17 protein-coding genes and 1 pseudogene are annotated in these 16,410 nt (G+C 65.9%); 5 read left to right on the forward strand and 13 right to left on the reverse strand.

The window, feature by feature from the left end; genetic code table 11:
* Nucleotides 1–710, reverse strand: a 710-nt coding sequence (locus tag ACOJTD_RS06855; protein ID WP_420132173.1) for a dipeptide epimerase, incomplete at its 3' end; no start/stop codon positions are given.
* A 103-nt stretch (nt 711–813) separates the two neighbouring features.
* Here ACOJTD_RS06855 and ACOJTD_RS06860 point away from each other — a divergent pair.
* From ACOJTD_RS06860 to ACOJTD_RS06880, 5 genes are all read left to right on the forward strand, one after another.
* Nucleotides 814–1,965, forward strand: a complete 1,152-nt coding sequence (locus ACOJTD_RS06860; RefSeq protein ID WP_420132174.1) for an MlaE family ABC transporter permease — start codon at nt 814–816, stop codon at nt 1,963–1,965.
* Between the two features lie 2 nt (nt 1,966–1,967).
* Nucleotides 1,968–2,738: an ABC transporter ATP-binding protein gene (locus ACOJTD_RS06865; RefSeq protein ID WP_420132175.1), complete on the forward strand. Its 771-nt coding sequence runs from the start codon at nt 1,968–1,970 to the stop codon at nt 2,736–2,738.
* 107 nt (nt 2,739–2,845) lie between these two features.
* The gene (locus ACOJTD_RS06870) at nt 2,846–3,763 is read left to right on the forward strand and encodes an MlaD family protein (RefSeq protein WP_420132176.1); all 918 of its coding nucleotides are present in this window, start codon (nt 2,846–2,848) and stop codon (nt 3,761–3,763) included.
* Between the two features lie 204 nt (nt 3,764–3,967).
* Entirely contained in the window at nt 3,968–5,071 is a 1,104-nt protein-coding gene (locus tag ACOJTD_RS06875; protein WP_420132177.1) for an HlyD family secretion protein, read from the forward strand.
* On the forward strand, nt 5,068–6,663 hold the full coding sequence (locus ACOJTD_RS06880; protein WP_420132178.1) for an MFS transporter: 1,596 nt from the start codon (nt 5,068–5,070) through the stop codon (nt 6,661–6,663). Before ACOJTD_RS06875 ends, ACOJTD_RS06880 begins: the two co-directional genes overlap by 4 nt.
* Before the next feature lie 1,201 nt (nt 6,664–7,864).
* Here ACOJTD_RS06880 and ACOJTD_RS06885 read toward each other — a convergent pair.
* The 12 genes and pseudogenes from ACOJTD_RS06885 to ACOJTD_RS06940 form a co-directional block, all read right to left on the reverse strand.
* Entirely contained in the window at nt 7,865–8,629 is a 765-nt protein-coding gene (locus ACOJTD_RS06885; RefSeq protein WP_420132179.1) for a phage minor head protein, read from the reverse strand.
* Nucleotides 8,622–10,253, reverse strand: coding sequence for a DUF935 domain-containing protein (locus ACOJTD_RS06890; protein ID WP_420132180.1), 1,632 nt, complete (start codon nt 10,251–10,253; stop codon nt 8,622–8,624). The genes ACOJTD_RS06885 and ACOJTD_RS06890 overlap by 8 nt, the downstream gene beginning before the upstream one ends.
* Complete coding sequence (locus ACOJTD_RS06895) at nt 10,253–10,552, reverse strand: hypothetical protein (RefSeq protein WP_420132181.1); 300 nt, start codon at nt 10,550–10,552, stop codon at nt 10,253–10,255. Before ACOJTD_RS06895 ends, ACOJTD_RS06890 begins: the two co-directional genes overlap by 1 nt.
* Complete coding sequence (locus tag ACOJTD_RS06900; protein WP_420132182.1) at nt 10,549–12,189, reverse strand: hypothetical protein; 1,641 nt, start codon at nt 12,187–12,189, stop codon at nt 10,549–10,551. The genes ACOJTD_RS06895 and ACOJTD_RS06900 overlap by 4 nt, the downstream gene beginning before the upstream one ends.
* Nucleotides 12,186–12,794 (reverse strand): hypothetical protein, encoded by a 609-nt coding sequence (locus ACOJTD_RS06905; RefSeq protein ID WP_420132183.1) that lies wholly within the window; start codon nt 12,792–12,794, stop codon nt 12,186–12,188. Before ACOJTD_RS06905 ends, ACOJTD_RS06900 begins: the two co-directional genes overlap by 4 nt.
* A gap of 105 nt (nt 12,795–12,899) precedes the next feature.
* Nucleotides 12,900–13,118 (reverse strand): hypothetical protein, encoded by a 219-nt coding sequence (locus tag ACOJTD_RS06910; RefSeq protein ID WP_420132184.1) that lies wholly within the window; start codon nt 13,116–13,118, stop codon nt 12,900–12,902.
* A 1-nt stretch (nt 13,119) separates the two neighbouring features.
* Nucleotides 13,120–13,743: a DUF3486 family protein gene (locus ACOJTD_RS06915; protein ID WP_420132185.1), complete on the reverse strand. Its 624-nt coding sequence runs from the start codon at nt 13,741–13,743 to the stop codon at nt 13,120–13,122.
* Between the two features lie 4 nt (nt 13,744–13,747).
* Nucleotides 13,748–14,044 carry a hypothetical protein gene (locus ACOJTD_RS06920; protein WP_420132186.1) on the reverse strand — a complete coding sequence of 99 codons (297 nt, stop codon included), beginning with the start codon at nt 14,042–14,044 and terminating at the stop codon, nt 13,748–13,750.
* Nucleotides 14,041–14,421 (reverse strand): hypothetical protein, encoded by a 381-nt coding sequence (locus tag ACOJTD_RS06925; RefSeq protein WP_420132187.1) that lies wholly within the window; start codon nt 14,419–14,421, stop codon nt 14,041–14,043. Before ACOJTD_RS06925 ends, ACOJTD_RS06920 begins: the two co-directional genes overlap by 4 nt.
* Nucleotides 14,422–14,613: 192 nt before the next feature.
* Nucleotides 14,614–15,162 carry a hypothetical protein gene (locus ACOJTD_RS06930; protein WP_420132188.1) on the reverse strand — a complete coding sequence of 183 codons (549 nt, stop codon included), beginning with the start codon at nt 15,160–15,162 and terminating at the stop codon, nt 14,614–14,616.
* Complete coding sequence (locus ACOJTD_RS06935) at nt 15,159–16,043, reverse strand: glycoside hydrolase family 108 protein (protein ID WP_420132189.1); 885 nt, start codon at nt 16,041–16,043, stop codon at nt 15,159–15,161. Before ACOJTD_RS06935 ends, ACOJTD_RS06930 begins: the two co-directional genes overlap by 4 nt.
* A gap of 102 nt (nt 16,044–16,145) precedes the next feature.
* A pseudogene (locus ACOJTD_RS06940) lies at nt 16,146–16,410 on the reverse strand (hypothetical protein); the annotation flags it as partial.

Genomic DNA, 16,410 nt, shown 5'->3' on the forward strand with positions numbered 1-16,410 from the left:
AGCGAATTGCGGGCGTGGACGCTCTCGTCGGCGCACACCGGGATCGGGCGCTGGATCGTCGCCAGCGCTTCGTCGTTACCAGCGGGCAGGGGTTGTTCGACCAGCGTAACGCCGACGTCGGCGCAGGCGGCCAGATTGCGGACGAGGTTGTCCGGCGTCCACGCCTCATTGGCGTCGACGATCAGTTCGGCCTTCGGCGCCGCGCGTCGCACCGCCGCGATCCGGTCTGCGTCGCCGTCGCCGCCGAGCTTGATCTTCAGCAGCGGCCGCGCTGCGGCTTTCGTGGTGGCTTCGGCCATCGCCTCCGGGGTGCCCAGCGAGATCGTGTAGGCGGTGGTCGCCGCGCACGGCGCGGGCACGCCGAGCACATCCCACGCCCGCCGGCCGCTCAGCTTGGCGTCGAGATCAAGCAGCGCGCAGTCGAGCGCGTTGCGTGCCGCACCCGGAGGCATCGCGGATTGCAACTCGGTGCGGCCGAGGCCGTGCAGCAGCGGTGCGCGCATCGTCTCGATCGCGGCGAGCACGCCCTCGGGGGTCTCGCCGTAGCGGGCATAGGGCACACATTCGCCGCGACCGGTCCGGCCGTCCCGCGAGACTTCCGCGACGACGACGACGGCTTCGGTCTTGGCGCCGCGGCTGATGGTGAAAGCGCCGGCAATCGGCCAGCGCTCGATGCCTGCATGAAATTGGGACGGATTGATGGAACTCATTTGAATTTCTGACAGACTCAAGCCGAGGGTTGCCCGGCGGAACTAAGTATGGCTGGTAGTGGGGCTTTCTCACAAGCCGTGTTTGATTTCGGATTGGCTCAAAATGGTACAGCAACTCGCACTGGACGGCGATCCGACGCTCGAGCGCATCGCGCGGGGCGACGCGCTGGCGCTCTGCGCTGCCGGAACGTGGACGGCCCGGTTCGCGCCGCGGCTGGAACGCATTGTTGCCGATGCCGAGCAACTCACCGGAACGCGGCCGAATATTTCTATCGATGTCTCGCAGATCGCGCGGCTCGACACGTTCGGCGCGTGGCTGATCGAACGGCTTCGCCGCAATCTCACCCGCGACGGCGCGGAGGCGAGCATCGCCGGCCTGTCGGCGAACTATGCGAGCCTCGTCGATGAAGTTCGTCAGGTGAAACCGGCCGCGCCGCCGGCCCGGGCGGTCGGACCGCTGCGCGGATCTGTCGAAGCGCTCGGCCGGACCATGTACGGCTTCGCCGACGACATCGTGGCGCTGATCAGTATGCTGGGCGCCGTGCTCGCCGGCGTGCTGCGCGCCATTCTGCGGCCGTCCACGTTCCGCCTGACATCGACGGTGCATCACCTCGAGCAGGTGTGCTGGCGAGCGGTGCCGATTGTCGTGCTCATCACCTTTCTGATCGGCTGCATCATCGCGCAGCAGGGCATCTTCCACTTCCGCCGGTTCGGCGCCGACGTGTTCGTGGTCGATATGCTCGGTGTCCTGGTGCTGCGCGAGATCGGCGTGCTGCTGGTCGCCATCATGGTGGCCGGCCGCTCCGGCAGCGCCTACACGGCGGAGCTCGGTTCGATGAAGATGCGCGAGGAGGTCGACGCGCTGCGCACCATGGGGTTCGACCCGATCGACGTGCTGATCGTGCCGCGACTGATCGCGCTGGTGATCGCGCTGCCGATCCTCACCTTCCTCGGCGCGATGGCGGCGCTGTATGGCGGTGGTCTGGTGGCGTGGCTGTACGGCGGCGTCGATCCGGAGGCCTTTCTGCTGCGGCTGCGCGACGCGATCTCGATCAATCACTTCACCGTCGGCATGATCAAGGCGCCGGTGATGGCGGCGGTGATCGGCATCGTCGCCTGCGTCGAGGGCCTCGCGGTGCGCGGCAGCGCGGAGTCGCTGGGCAGCCACACCACGGCCTCGGTGGTGAAGGGTATCTTCTTCGTGATCGTGATGGACGGCGTGTTCGCGATCTTCTTCGCCTCGATCGGGATCTGACGATGGCGGTTGCGGCAGTCGATCCGATCATCCGGGTGCGCGACGTGTCGGTGCAGTTCGGCCCGACGCGGGTCCTGAACGAGCTCAGCCTCGACGTTCGCCGCGGCGAGATCCTCGGCTTCGTCGGTCCGTCGGGCGCCGGCAAATCCGTACTGACGCGGACCATCATCGGGCTGGTGCCGAAGCTCAGCGGCTCGATCGAGGTGTTCGGCGTCGATCTCGACGCAGCCGGCAAGGCCGACCGGCGCGGTGTCGAGCGGCGCTGGGGCGTGCTGTTCCAGCAGGGCGCATTGTTTTCGTCGCTCACCGTGCGTCAGAACATCCAGTTCCCGATCCGCGAATATCTCAAGCTGTCGCAGAAGCTGATGGACGAGATCACCATCGCCAAGCTGGTAATGGTCGGCCTCAAGCCGGAGGTGATCGACCGCTATCCGTCGGAACTGTCGGGCGGCATGATCAAGCGCGTGGCCTTGGCCCGCGCTCTGGCGCTCGATCCGGAATTGGTGTTCCTGGACGAGCCGACCTCCGGGCTCGATCCGATCGGCGCCGGTGATTTCGACGAGCTGGTGCGCACTTTGCAGCGCACTTTGGGGCTCACCGTTTTCATGGTAACTCACGATCTCGACAGCCTTCACACCGCCTGCGACCGGATTGCCGTGCTCGGCGACGGCAAGGTGATCGCGGCCGGGTCGATGGCCGATATGCAGGGCTCACAGCATCCGTGGCTGCGGTCGTATTTCCACGGCAAGCGGGCACGTGCGGTGGTCGGTTAGGCGATGCGCAAATTGGCTTGGTATTTCGGCGGTGCGTGCCGCTTTCAGTCCGCAATTCGCGCGCACAGCAGGCGCGCCGGCGGCGCCGGATTTGTTGGAGTTGAGTAATGGAAACCCGGGCGAATTACTTCCTGATCGGCACCTTCACCCTGGCGGTGATCGCCGCGGCGTTCGGCTTTGTGCTGTGGTTCCAGAGCTTGCATTCCACCAAGGCGCGCAGCCCGCTCCGGGTGATCTTCGAAGGTGCAGCCTCGGGCCTGCGCAACGGCGGCAGCGTCAACTTCAACGGCGTTCGCGTCGGTGAGGTGATTTCGGTCAAGCTCGACAATCCGAAGCGCGTGGTGGCGCTGGCGATGGTCGAGAACACCGCTCCGATCCGCAAGGACACGCTGGTCGGCCTCGAATTCCAGGGCCTCACCGGCGTCGCTGCGATCTCGCTGAAGGGCGGCATGGAATCGGCGCCCCCAGTGCCGCTCGACGACGACGGCGTGCCGGTGCTGACCGCCGATCCCGAACTGCTGATGGATATTTCCGAGTCGGTGAAAGCGACGCTGCGCAACGTCAACAAGGTCGTCGCCGAGAACGCCGAGTCGGTGAAGGACTCGCTGCAGAACCTGCAGGTGTTCACCTCAAGCCTGGCGCGCTCGTCGGACAAGATCGACAGCATCATGGCCAAGGTCGACGGCGTCATCGGCAAGACCGACAGCGTGATGCAGGGCATCGACGCGCTGGCCGGCGGCAAGGACGGCGGCGAGCTGTTCCAGGCGGTGAAGTCGTTCCGCGAGCTGGCGGACAATCTCGACAAGCGCTCGGGCGCGCTGATCATCGACGGCCGCCGTACACTGGCCGACATCAGCCGCGCGGTGAACAATCTCGACCGCAACCCGACCCGGCTGCTGTTCGGCCCGAGCAACAGCACGCAGGAGCAGCAGGCCCCGCCGCAGCCGCCCCGCATCCAGGCAGCGCCCCCGTCGGCCGCCCGCGCCGAGCAACCGCGCCCACCGCGGCGGCGGGTGCAGCAATAGGCGCCGGTCGGCTACTGTTCGAACGCCGCGGCCCCAATCTCCGGCCGCCATTGGCGGGCGGGAGTTCAGCTCGATCCCCCGGCTTTGGAACCGGCTCGGTCTTCGATCGTGAGGATTGCCGGCGCCATCGATCTGTCCAAGCGTTTGGCAGACGCTCCGGCTAGATTTACCGTCGTGCGTTCATCCGATTAGGCCGAGAAACCGATGCCCGAAGTCCAAGCGCCGCCGTCTCCTCCGCCAGCGGCCGAGCCTGAGTCCTCCACCTTGCGCCGCCTGGCGTTGCCGATCCTGGCGGTCGCGGTCGCGATCGGCTTCGTTGTGCTGGCCACCGTGCGCTGGGATATCTGGATCGGCCACCGCGCCGTGCAGTCGACCGACGACGCCTATATCCGGGCGCAGACGACGCGGCTGTCGAGCCGGGTGGCGGGGGAGGTGAAGTCGGTCGCTGTCAACGACTTCCAGCGCGTCAAGGCGGGCGACCTGCTGCTGCAGATCGACCCGGCCGATTACGAAGCGCAGCTGGCGCAAGCCGAGGCCGGCGTGGTCGGTGCGCAGGCGGCGCTCGACAATCTCGGCAACCAGATCGAGCTGCAATACGCCACGATCGCCCAGGCCGAGGCGCAGCGCGTGTCGGCGGAAGCCCAGGAGGTCGAGGCCGGGCAGGAGCTGGCGCGGCAGAAGACTCTGAGCCAGTCCGAGGCCGGCACGCGTCAGCGGCTCGAGCAGGCGATCGCCGCGCAGGCCAAGGCGCAGGCGGACGTCAAGGCGAGCCGGGCGGTGATCGCGGCGCAGACCCACCAGCTCGAAGTCCTCAACGGCACCAAGAAGCAGCGCGCCGCCGATCTCGCCGGCGCCAAGGCGACCCGCGATGCCGCCGTGCTGAAGCTCAGCTACACGCGCATTGCCGCGCCGTTCGACGGCGTGGTCAGCGAGCGGCAGGTGCAGCCTGGTGACTACGTCAATATCGGCACCTATCTGATCAGCGTGGTGCCGCTGCCCGACGTCTATGTGGTGGCCAACTTCAAGGAGACGCAGCTGACGCGCGTCAAGCCGGGGCAGCCGGTCGAGATCGTCGTCGACACCTTCTCGGGCGAGAAGCTGCACGGCCGCGTCGAGCGGATCTCGCCGGCCTCGGGCGCGCAGTTCGCGCTGCTGCCGCCCGACAACGCCACCGGCAACTTCACCAAGGTGGTGCAGCGCATCCCGGTCCGCATCCGCTTCGACAAGGATCAGCCGCTGCTGAACCGGCTGCTGCCCGGCATGTCGGTGACGGCGCGGATCGACACCAGCGCGCCGGCGCAGCAATGACGCGTGCCGCCGCCGAGCCGCACGTCGTTGCGGCGGGGCCGGTCTCGACCGGAGGGCTGTCGCGTCATCCGTACTACGCGGTCGGTGCGGTGCTGCTCGGCTCGCTGGTCGCCAATGTCGACTCCCGCGTGTTCTCGCTCGGTCTCGCCGATGTGCGCGGCGGGCTGTCGCTGAGCTTCGATCAGGGCGCTTGGCTCGCCACCGCAAGCACCGCGTCGCAGATCTTCATGGCGCCCGCGGTCGCCTGGCTGGCGACGGTGTTCGGCCTGCGCCGCGTGCTCGGCATTCCGGCGCTGGTCTATGCGGCGATCTCGCTGCTGATCCCGCTGGTGCGCGACTATCAGCTGCTGCTGGTCCTGCACGTCGCCCACGGCCTGCTGCTCGGCGCCTTCGTGCCGGCGACGCTGCTGATCATCTTCCGCAATCTGCCGATGCAATGGTGGCTGCCGGCGATCGCGATCTATGCGATCCGCGTCGGCTTCACCCTCAATGCCGGAGTGTCGATCGCCGGTTTCTATGTCGAGCATCTCGGCTGGCAATGGATCTACTGGCAGGACGTGTTCGTCGCGCCGCTGCTGGCGCTGCTGGTGTATCTCGGCACGCCGGCCGATCCGATCAATCGTGAACTGCTTCGCGGCGCCGATTGGGGCGGCATGCTGCTGTTCGGCTCCAGCGTCGCGATGATCTACACCGGGCTCGACCAGGGCAACCGGCTGGACTGGCTCGGCTCCGGCACGATCGTGGCGCTGCTCGGCGGCGGCACGCTGCTGCTGATCGGCTTCTTCATCAACGAAGCACTGGTGAAGCGGCCGTGGGCTCATGCCGAGATCCTGCTGTCGCGCAATATCGGCCTGGCATTGCTGGCGATCCTGCTGTTTTCGCTCACCAGCCTGTCCAACACCGCGCTGGTGCCGAACTTTCTCGTCAACATCGCGCAGCTCAAGCCGGTGCAGACCGGCCCGCTGTTCATGCTGTGCGCGGTGGCGCCGATGATCGTGCTGCTGCCGCTGTCGATCCATCTGGTGCGACGCTACGACCCGAAGCTGACAATGGTCATCGGCTTCACGGCGTTCGCGGCGGCGGCGCTGCTGGGTACGCGGCTGACGTCGGAGTGGACGGTGTCCGACTTCGTGCCGGTGGTGCTGCTGCAGTCGGTGGGCGTATCGTTCACCTTGCTGCCGATCATCATCGTCACGCTGTCGAACTCCGACCCGACCCGCGCGACGGCGTTCGCCGCCTATATCCAGATGATGCGGCTGGGCTGCGCCGAGATCGGCATCGCGCTGATGACCACCTGGCTGCGCGTGCGCGAGCAGACCCACTCCAATCTGCTCGGCCAGCACGTCGCCAGCGGCGACGCCGACGTGGTCGGGACGCTCACCAAATTGAAGGAGCTGTTCGCCGGCTATGGCGACAGCCTCGCCCAGGCCCGCAGCGTCGGCACGCTCGCCGGCCTGGTGCAGCGCCAGGCCAACACGCTGGCCTATATCGACGGCTTCTGGCTGACCTTCTGGTTCGCACTCGCCGGCCTCGTCTGCGTCGCACTGATCGGCCGCGCCCCGCCGGGGCCCTTCACGCCGAAGCGGGGGTAGGGGACGGAAGCGGGATGCCCTCGGGGAGTGAGGCGACGCCTTTGCGCCAACTCCATCGTCATTTGCGCTAACAACACCCGTCATTGCCGGGCTCGACCCGGCAATCCATCCTCTTCGCAACATCGCTCACATCACAAGAAGCCATCCTTCAGCGCGCTGACGCGCGCGATGGATGCGCGGGCCTTCGCCGCGCCGAAGGGGCTCCGGCCCCGCAGGCGGGTCAAGCCCGCGCATGACGACAGAGGATGGGGCGGGGGCGCTGCCACAAACCCGGTCGTCATCACCCGCGAAAGCGGGTGACCCAGTATTGCAGAGCGCTCACGGCAAATGCTGATGCCGACCAACGAATGCTCTGGGATACTGGGTCGCCCGCCTGCGCGGGCGATGACGTATGAGGATGGGGCGACCCTCGTCCGTGACGTGGAACCGATTCAACTATCAAACAGCCACACGCCCGCATTCTCGCGGCGCGTTGCGCCCGAGGTTTGCTGCATTCCTGTCGCCCTCTCTTGGAAGAGGGCGCGCGGAACGCCGGGTGCCCGATGCACCCGCGGCCTCGTGTGCGTAAGTAAAAAGCACACGAGTTAGAAACCACGGTCACACCGGAAACATCCGGCGTTCCGCGCGCGATGGTGTTAACGGCGTATCTCGTGCTCTCCCCGGCGCCCGACACGGTTTTTGGTCGCCGTCGCGTCCGACTGTTCGCGTGCGCTTCGGTGGAAGCGGAACGCCTGGTCGGGGCTTGATGCCACGCGGGACATCAGGACCACACGCCTTGGCCGTCCGCGGCAGCGTGGTCGTCAGCGCTTCGGTGTTGTGACGCGCCAGTTCTTATGGCACTGACGGGATTGGCCGGGATCATCCGGGAAAATTCGGGAAACGCCGGAAACGATTGAGCTTTTGGCGGCGGCGCCGATCTCTCGCGGACCGGACGCCGCGCAAGTTCAAATGGCACCGGGCGCCGGCGGCGATCCGAGAAACGCCCGGTTTTCCGTCGGGCCTTCCTGGAACTGGGAAACGAATGCGGGGCGCCGGCCGGGCGATTCCCAGTTGGCCGATTTTGCAGCAATGCCCGAACGGCGCGGACTTCCGGGATTCCGGCGAACCGAGCGCGGCGCCAACTGGGAATCGGAACTGGGAATCGGGAAGCGCCCAAAATCCCGAAAATCGAGCGCCGCTTGAAACGCGGTTCAGGCGCCATTCAATCCTCTCCAAAGGCGTCGGGCATCTCGCCCGGTCGATAGGCGAATCCGGGGTCGACACCGTCCGGCACCTCGATGGTCCGAATGCTGCCATCCGACTGCCGAACCTGCCTCTGCACCATGACGGTCTGCGGCGCCTGGTCGGCGACGCTCCAGCCGTAGCGCGAGAGGTCGCTGTCCGAGACGCTCATGACGGTGCAGTGGCAAAACCAGCCGTTCGGCGGGTAATGCGTATCCCACCACGGATCGTCGACTGGCAGCACAAGGCCGTTCCACGCCGCGTGCTGCGGGCGCGGATGCGCCTGACCTTCGAGGTGGACGTATCGCAGATAAGGCCGCGTGCGCTTGACGCGCTGGATCTGCTCCCAGCGGCCGGCCGCATAGGCGGTCGAGACGTTGGTGTCGAAGATCACCCGCGACCGCCAGCCGCGCGAGCCGTTGTAGTCCCATCCGTGATCTTCGACGATGCGGTCGAAGTCCTTGCGGAAATCCTCGATCGTCAGGCCGTCGTCGATCGCGCGCTGCACAGCGTCGTGGAAGTCCTTCACCAGCGCATCGGTCTGCGCGCCCGCGACCGTGAAGGCGACCGAGTGCTCGGCCTCCCAAAGATCGGTCCAGGTCGCAGTCGGCACGTCCACCTTGCGGCGCAGGAAGTCCATCGCCTCTTTGGGCGCGACCGAGAACGGAACGACCTTCGCCTGCAGCGCGGTGGTGACGCCGCCGCAGCAACTACACGCCGTCGCTGTGCCGAAGCCTTTAAGCATCGGGAATGCTGGCGCGGCCGGTCAGGTTCGCGATCACGCGCGCCATCCGCATCAGGCCGGCCATCTGCGCTTCGGCGGCTCCCGGCTTCAGCGCGCGCAGCTTCTCCTGCACCTGCTGCAGCGAGGTCGAGGTCTCGATCACGCCGCGCACCTCGTCGACCAGCGCATCGCTGCCCGGCGCGCACAGCCGTGCGGCCTGATCGGACAGCACCGCAATCGGATCGCGCACGTCGTGCATGATCATCTCGGCCGCAGCGAGCGCGCGCTGCTGCGGTGATGCCGAGGGAAACATCGATCCGAACGGCGACGCCGACGCCGCGGGCGTCAGCAGTTCCGGCATGCGGCCGTCAGCGCTGGGGCTCGGCACCGGGACGCCGAGCAGATCGTTCATGTAGCTCTTTTCGACCTGCATCCCCATCGGCACGCCGCGGCTGATGCCGTCGAGGATCTGGGTGACGTTCTTGCTCTCCGGCCGGCCGATCCGCAGCCGCGGATACGCCTTCTGTGGCCCGCGTTCGAGCTGCACCCAGGGCTGAACGAGGTCGCGGTTGAGGATCGCCGACAGCGCCTTCGCGTCGGCGGCCTCAATGTCTTGTTGGACCTCGCGATGTTCTTGGCCAACGGCGTGGCCGCCAGCGATCGCATCAGTCGTCGCGGTCTGGCCAAGCACCGCCTTCGACATCTGCTGGTCGAGCCAATCGGCGCGCTTGATGTAGAGGTCACCGGTGGCGTTGAAGCCTTCGTTCCGGATGAACTCGATCGCCATCGTCTCCGGAATGATCGCCGCGCAGTCTCCGGCGATGTTAGCGACGGCACGGAAAAGCGTGTCCTTGTCCTTCTCGGATGATCCGGCCGGATACTTGCCAACACGAATCGGTTGGCCGAAGCACTGCGTGAAGATCGCCCAGTCTCTCAGCGTGAACGCCTTGAACATCCAGGACCAGCAGGCCAGCCGCGCCAGGCCGGAACGGACCGGCAAGCCGCTCTTGGCGCGGATCACGGTCGAGATAAATTTGAACGGCGGCAGCGGTGCATAGCCGGCACCGTTCGGGCCGGCCGGCGGCAAGCCCTGCGCGAAGGCGTCGTCGGCGTCGATCCGCAGCAGCGGCGTTGCGCCGTCGCGCTGATCCGGCTTGAACCATCGGGGGTCGCGCCATTCGAGCCGCTTCGGCTGCCACTGGCCCTCGGATGCGTCCCAGATGATTTCGGTCTGGCTCCAGCCCTTGCCGATCGCATCCAGAATATCGAACAGCTCGAACTGCAGCTCGTCGCGCCGCAGCCAGGCCTCGACCATGTCGGAGATCGACTTTCCTTCGGGCGTGTCGTCGGCCGACTCCACCGTGATATCGAGCTGGGACACGCTGCGCTTGCGCGTCGACAGCACGCCGAGATAGTGCGGATCTCGCTCCTCGATCTGCTCGGCGAGCTCGAAGTAACTGATCGGGTCACCCTGATCGGCCTCGCGCAGGATCGAGGCCAGCCGCCGCGGATTGAGCCCGTCGGCCGGATAGGCGCTGAATGGCGAGCGCACGCCCGTGACGGTAGGACCGGCGACCGAGGCGGTCAGGACCTCGCGACGGATCGGCTGGCCGTCGGGACCGTAGATGATCGGGGCGTCAGCCATCAGGAAGGACTCCCCAATTCGAATGCGACCGGAGCGAACGGCCGATCCTTTGTCTCGGCTCCGAGGTGCGGGTAGCCTTCGCCGATCGCGAGCGCCTGCGCGATCAACCAGGCCGCTTGATGGGCATCTGCCTTGCTGAACGATGCGCCGAAGCGGCCATCGACTATTAGGCTAATCCGATCGCCTTCATCTCGGCCCGTCAGTCTTGGAATGATCCGACCATCGACCTTCACGCGATAGGTCTCGAACGGCCCAACCAGAAGGTCAGATTGCTGCTGCGGAAATTGAATGACGCTCACAACCCACCTCTCAGTCCCGCGCCCAGCGGCTGCCGCCACCAGTCGCGCGCATCGTCTTGATCGTCGGGCGGTCCGTCGCCCGCGGCGCCCTCGGTGGAGGCGGCGCGGTATCCGGCCTCCCAATAGTCCGCGCGCGATGCCGCATAGGCCAGCAGCCCGGCGATCGCCGAGTCGCCGTGGCGATTGAACCCATCCGTTCCCTTGAACCGGTAGTCGTCAGGGACCTTGATGACACCACCCACATAGGCAAGCGCCTGGTGGTCGCGCAGCACGTCATCGTGCTTCGGAATCAGGATGGTGCGGTCGTTGAACGCCTCGACATAGGGCGGTGAGTTGAGCCGATACCATTCGGCCGAGAACTTCACCTCGACGACGCAGGCTCCGTAGCGCAGCGCCGCAGCTTCGGCGATGTAGGCGCCGTTGCCCGTGGCGTCGAGCCGGCCGCCGCGGCGGGGAAGCCGGTCGATCACATAGAACAGCACGTCACGCTGCTGATCGAAAGGAACGTTGCGCAGCTCCAGCAGCAGCACGCCGCGCCGCGTCAGATCCCGGCCGATCTCCAGCACCAGCGTATCGGCGGCGTCGCCGGTGCGCGCGAAGTCTTCGCCGAACACGTGGCGAAGGTTCGGATCGAGCTTCTCCAGAATCGGCCGCAGTTCGCGGTCGCAGAATTCCTTCGCCGCGGCTTTGCGGGCTTGCTCCGGTTCGTTCTTGAAGGAGTCCGGCAGCACCCAGCGCACGATCGGGATGTCGGCCGACATGCAGGACTCGATCTGCACGCGGGTCAGCGCGGCGCCTTCCGACTCCGCCGGAATGCAATCGAGTTCCTGATGCATCGCGGCAGTGCGGACGCCATAGGCGGCGCGGATCTGCCGCTCCCACTCGATCTCGGCTTCTTTCGTCCAAGCCTGCCCCTTCATCAGGCAGACACGCCGGAACAGCCCGTTGTCGACCGCCTGTTTAAACGGGATGAAATGCAGGCTGAACGGGACCTTGCCGGCCTTCGCTTCGAGGATCAGCTCATTGAAGGGACTGAGCACGCCGTTGTGGGTCGAGATCACCACGATCTTGCCGCCCCAGATCAGCAGCGCGTTGACGGCGTCGAGGACTTCGCGAACGTTCTTGTGAAACGCCGCTTCGTCGATCACCACCTTGCCCTGCAAACCGCGGATATTTTCCGGCCGCGACGACAGCGCCTCGACGCGAAAGCCGGACGCGAACAGCACCCGGAAGGCCGAGATCAGCCGGGACGTGCCATCCTCGCGCTGATCCTCGAACATGTACTCTTCGATCGACACCAGCTCGTGCGCGACGATGCGGGCGAAATGCGCCACGTAGCCGACGAACTCTCGACCCTTGTCCTTGGTGTCGCCGATATAGAACACATTCATGCCGCCGGCCTTGCGGCTCTTTGCGGCGAGCAGCGTATCGTCCAGCGCCTCGGCGAAGGTGATGCCGGTGCGCCGGCCCTTCTCGCCCAGCTTGAGGTCGCTGTTGTCCTCCAGCCACTCGCGCTGATGTTTCATCAGCACGCCTTCGGCAAGCGGATCGAGATCCGCCGGCAGCTCTCCGCCGAACTGCAGTCCCTCCGGTACGAAGGGCGCCGAGGCCTCGACGATGTTGCTGGCGTCGGTCATGTGAAGTTCCAGAAGCCCTGCGCACCCGCTGATGCAATTGGCGAAGGAAACGCCTTCACATCGGTCAGAGGCCAAGCGTACATGTGCTCGTCGATGCGGGTGCTGTCTGCGACTGTGTCTACGAACAGGTCGATGCAGCGCCGCGGCTCGCCGAGCACGGCCGTGCCCAGGGCGACGGCGAGCGGCGCCGGTCCGTTTTCCTTGCGGCGGCGAGCCGCCAACAGATCCTCCACGAACGGCCGCGCTATCGCCTCATCAAGCGCGCTCTCGCCTTCATCGATCCGCGCCAATATGTCGAGCAGCTCCGATGGACGAGCAGCCCGCGCTCCGGCGTGCACGACGATGCGTTGTCCGATCAGCTTGGCGAGATGCGGACGGTCGGCAAAATTCCAGCGACGAAACTCGTAGGGTTTCGCACCGATCATCACCAGCGATGCCCACGGTTGCCAGATCGTCAGCGCCTTCGTTCCGGTTGGAAGATCGAGCGCATTCAGTCCCGCCTCCTGGGCTTCGACAACGCGGACGGCTTCACGATGGTTGTCGCTCAATCGGCCTGTCGAGCGATACGATTCATAGACGGCGGCTTGCAGCGGCTTCGGCACCATCCGCCAATGCCGGGCGCACATGTAAACCTGCGTCGGCACCGAGCTTGAGCAATTTGCGATCGGGCATTGATGCGTCACGGTCCTGACTCCGTTGCGGTTGAGTTGCTACGGTGCCTTAGTGGTCTTCGGCGCTTTCACTTCGCTGACCGACACCAGGATCGCCTTGGCGACCGTGTAGACGTAACCAGGATGCTCTGCGGCCAGCTTCTCGGCCCGAGCTTTGGCTTCGTCGAGTTCGAGGAATACCTCGGCGCGATCCGAATCCTTCGGCTCGTCTGCGAACGAGGTGTTGTTGAAAGGATCAATGACGAAATACTCCGGCATCTCAGATCTCCTTCTTCGGCTTGCTGGTGTCGATGCCGAGGATCTTCGCCTTGATGGCGTCGACGGTCTCGGCGGTGAGTCCCTTGGTCTTGGCGACCTGGTCGATCGCCTTGACGGCCTTGCTGCTCAGCTCGGCCTCGTATTTGCGGCGGCCATCGGAGCCGATGCGCTTGGCTTCCTCGGCGTGCTTCAGGGCGCGCGAGGTCATCATCAGCATCTCGGCGGTGTCGCCATCCGCGGCCAGCTCGCCGGCGTTGCCGAGCATCTCGCTGATCAGCGTCTTCAGCGTCTCGGCCACCATCAGGGTCAGCGAGTCGTCGCCGGCCTGGTCGAGCTTCGGGGCGATCACGGCGGCGATCTCGCGGGTTTCCTCGAGACGGCGCGACAACATGGCGATGCGGATCGCGGTGCGGTTGAAGGCCGAGCGCGAGATCACCGGCGGATCGGTGATGCCTTGCTCGAAGGCGGCGACTTTCAAACGGCCGTTAAAGCCGTCGAGAATTTCGAGCTGCGTGAGTTTCCGCTCCTTGAGCTGCTCGAACGCCCACAGCTTCGCTTCGTCCGCCCACTCCGGAAGCTTGTCGAGTTCGGACAGCCGGCCGCGTCTGGTGTGCGCCGCCTTCATCGGCTTACGCCTCGGCCGGCGACGGACGCTTGACGCCCTCGATCACGAGGCGGCGCTCGACATGCTCGACGCCCTTCGGCGCAAGGCGAGCCACAACGACGCTGCCGGCCGACGTCTTGGTGACCGCGCCGAGGGTCTCCAGATAGCCGATTTCCTCGCGCACCCACTCGCGCGGCTTGGCGATGCCGAAGCTTTCCAGCGTGGCCTGCAGCAGCGCGTCGTTCAGCGAGTAGTTGGTCTGGGCATGCAGCTCGCGCAGCATGATGAGGCGCGCTTCCTCGCGAATGATGTCCCGGCTCATTTGGAAAGCTCCACCGATTCCATGATCTTCTCCTGTAGCCGGTCGGCGATCGACGCCACCGGCCTGATACGTTCGGACAGCACACTGACGTCTCGGCTTAGCGTGCCGATCATGCCTTCGAGCCGCTGCACGGTCTGGTGATCCGGCAGGTGCGTCAGCTCGTTGTTGATCACCGTCACCTTGTCCTCGACGACGTCGACCTTCGCGGCCAGCACCGCGACCTGATCCTTCGAGGCCTTACTCTCGATCCAGAGCTGATGCTCTTTGAACTTGTCGTCAGTGGCCTTCGATCGTCCCGAATAGATCGAGCGCCACAGCGCCGCGGCCGAGATCGCGATTGCCGCCCATGGGGCGATCTCGGACAGATCAACCTGCATCGTTACTTTCCCTTCGCCAGTCGCTCGCGCTGACCGGCCTGGCATTCCCGCGTCGCGTCGATGTTGCCGTTCACTTCGCCGAGCGCGACGGCGTATTGACCGATCACCCGCCACGGATCGGAGCGCGGGCCAACCTCCGGATCGTCGACGTTCCGCGCGAGGTTTTCGCAATCGCGCGGGATCTCGACGCCGTTACGTCCGGCCGGCGGCGGCGCCGCGCCGCTGGAGGTGATGCAGCCAGTCGAGATAACCGGGAGGAGGATCGCACCTGCGCACGACACGAGCGCCCTTCGCAGCCGGTGCCTTGCGATCGTCGCTACAGCCGAACTTGACGCAGTACTCATCGAGCTTCCCCTTGGCTTCGCGGGCCTTCGCCTCGGCGTCGTTACGCAGGCGTTCCGCATCGGCCGCCGTGGCGGCCGCGTTTTCGAGCTGCAGTTCCTTGAAGATCAGCTCGTCTTTCAGCCGCGCGGTTTCGGCGCGCTGATCAGAGATGCTGAAGCCGACCAGGAAGAACAGCACGCCGGCCGCCACGGTGGCGACGATGCCGGCGAGCCGCTGATACGCATCGACGGATGGCAACAGCCTTCCGACCAGCGGAACGTGCGCCACGATCGACGCGACGAGTGCCACGCTGCCGATCGACACCAGCGCCGGCGTCGAAGTCGCGACGTTCCAGAACAGATCAGCGGTGAAGCCGTCGAGCAGATCCGTGACGTCTTTGGCGAAGCGCGTGATCATGCCGGCTGTCCTTCCGGCACGTCGGCCACCAGATCACCGTCGATCGCGCGCTGCGCGGTCCGGGTCTTGTGGGCGGACCACAGCGCATAGACGAAGGCGCCGATGCCGATGACGACGGACAGCAGCGTGAGCGCGGTGAAGATCTTGTTGATCAGCTCGCTGGAGCCGACCAGCGGCGAGATCTGTTCCTTCGCCGTGTCGAGTACCGCCGCGATCGAGGTGCCGCCCAGACCGCCCTTGACCGAGTTGCCGGCGTCGACCGCCGGCTGTTCGACGTCGCTCGCATAGGCTTTGGCATCGCCGCTGATCAGGTGCACGGCGACCGGCGCCGGACCGATCGAGCCGGTCGCCCAGGCCTGGGCAATCGTCTTGCAGCTGGAGACACGCTTGGACCATCCGCCACCGAATGCATCCCAGGTCTTGAGCTGCTTCAGCATGCCGAGACGACGCGAAGCCATGTCGGCGATCAGCGCGTCGTGGTCCGGATGCGCCTGCAGCGCCGCCATGGTGACTTCGCCGAGGTGGCCGCTCACCTCGCTCAGTTTCAAAGCGCGTTGAAGCCACTTCACGGCCTGGAACGGTCCGGAGTTCACGGCGCTGTCGAACAGGAAAAGATCGATGCCGGCCGGCAGCTCGTCGCCGCGGATCGCATTCCAGTACTGCAGCCGATAAATCTCGTTGCGCTCGGCGATCCATTCCGGCGTGCGCTGCATGGCGGCGGTCAGCGCGCGATGCGGCAGCCCCTTGCGGTCGCGGTAGCCGTCATAGACGCGCTGAATGATGCCTTCGAGGGTGACACCGCCGGGATCGCGCGGATGATTGGAGTAGCCACCCTCGTAGCGGAGGATGACCGGCATGCATTTGGTGAAATCGGATTGCATCGCGAGACCTCGGCGGTGAGGTCTCAGGTGTCCCGCGTTTTCCCGAAATTCCCGATGCTGACAGGTGTCAGACGGTTTCCCGTGAAACAGGACTAAGCGCAGTTATAATAACGATCCCTGATCGTCGTTCCCGCCGCCGCGGTGGCGCTCGCGATGACGAAACACCGTTCGCTGCGTGAGTCCGAGCTTACCGGCAATTTCGCTGGACGACAAACCGGCCTCGTTCAGCTCGTGCAGCTGGCGCGCGATCGAGCGGATGAACTGCCTATAGGTGCCGGTGGCGTGCAGCGGGATCTCGACCTGCGCGCCGCGTCGTCGATCGACCGCGAAGTGGGCGCAGATCTTCGCCGCGGCGTCGGCGCCGACC

This window comes from Rhodopseudomonas sp., from assembly GCF_048594845.1.
Lineage (GTDB): Bacteria > Pseudomonadota > Alphaproteobacteria > Rhizobiales > Xanthobacteraceae > Rhodopseudomonas.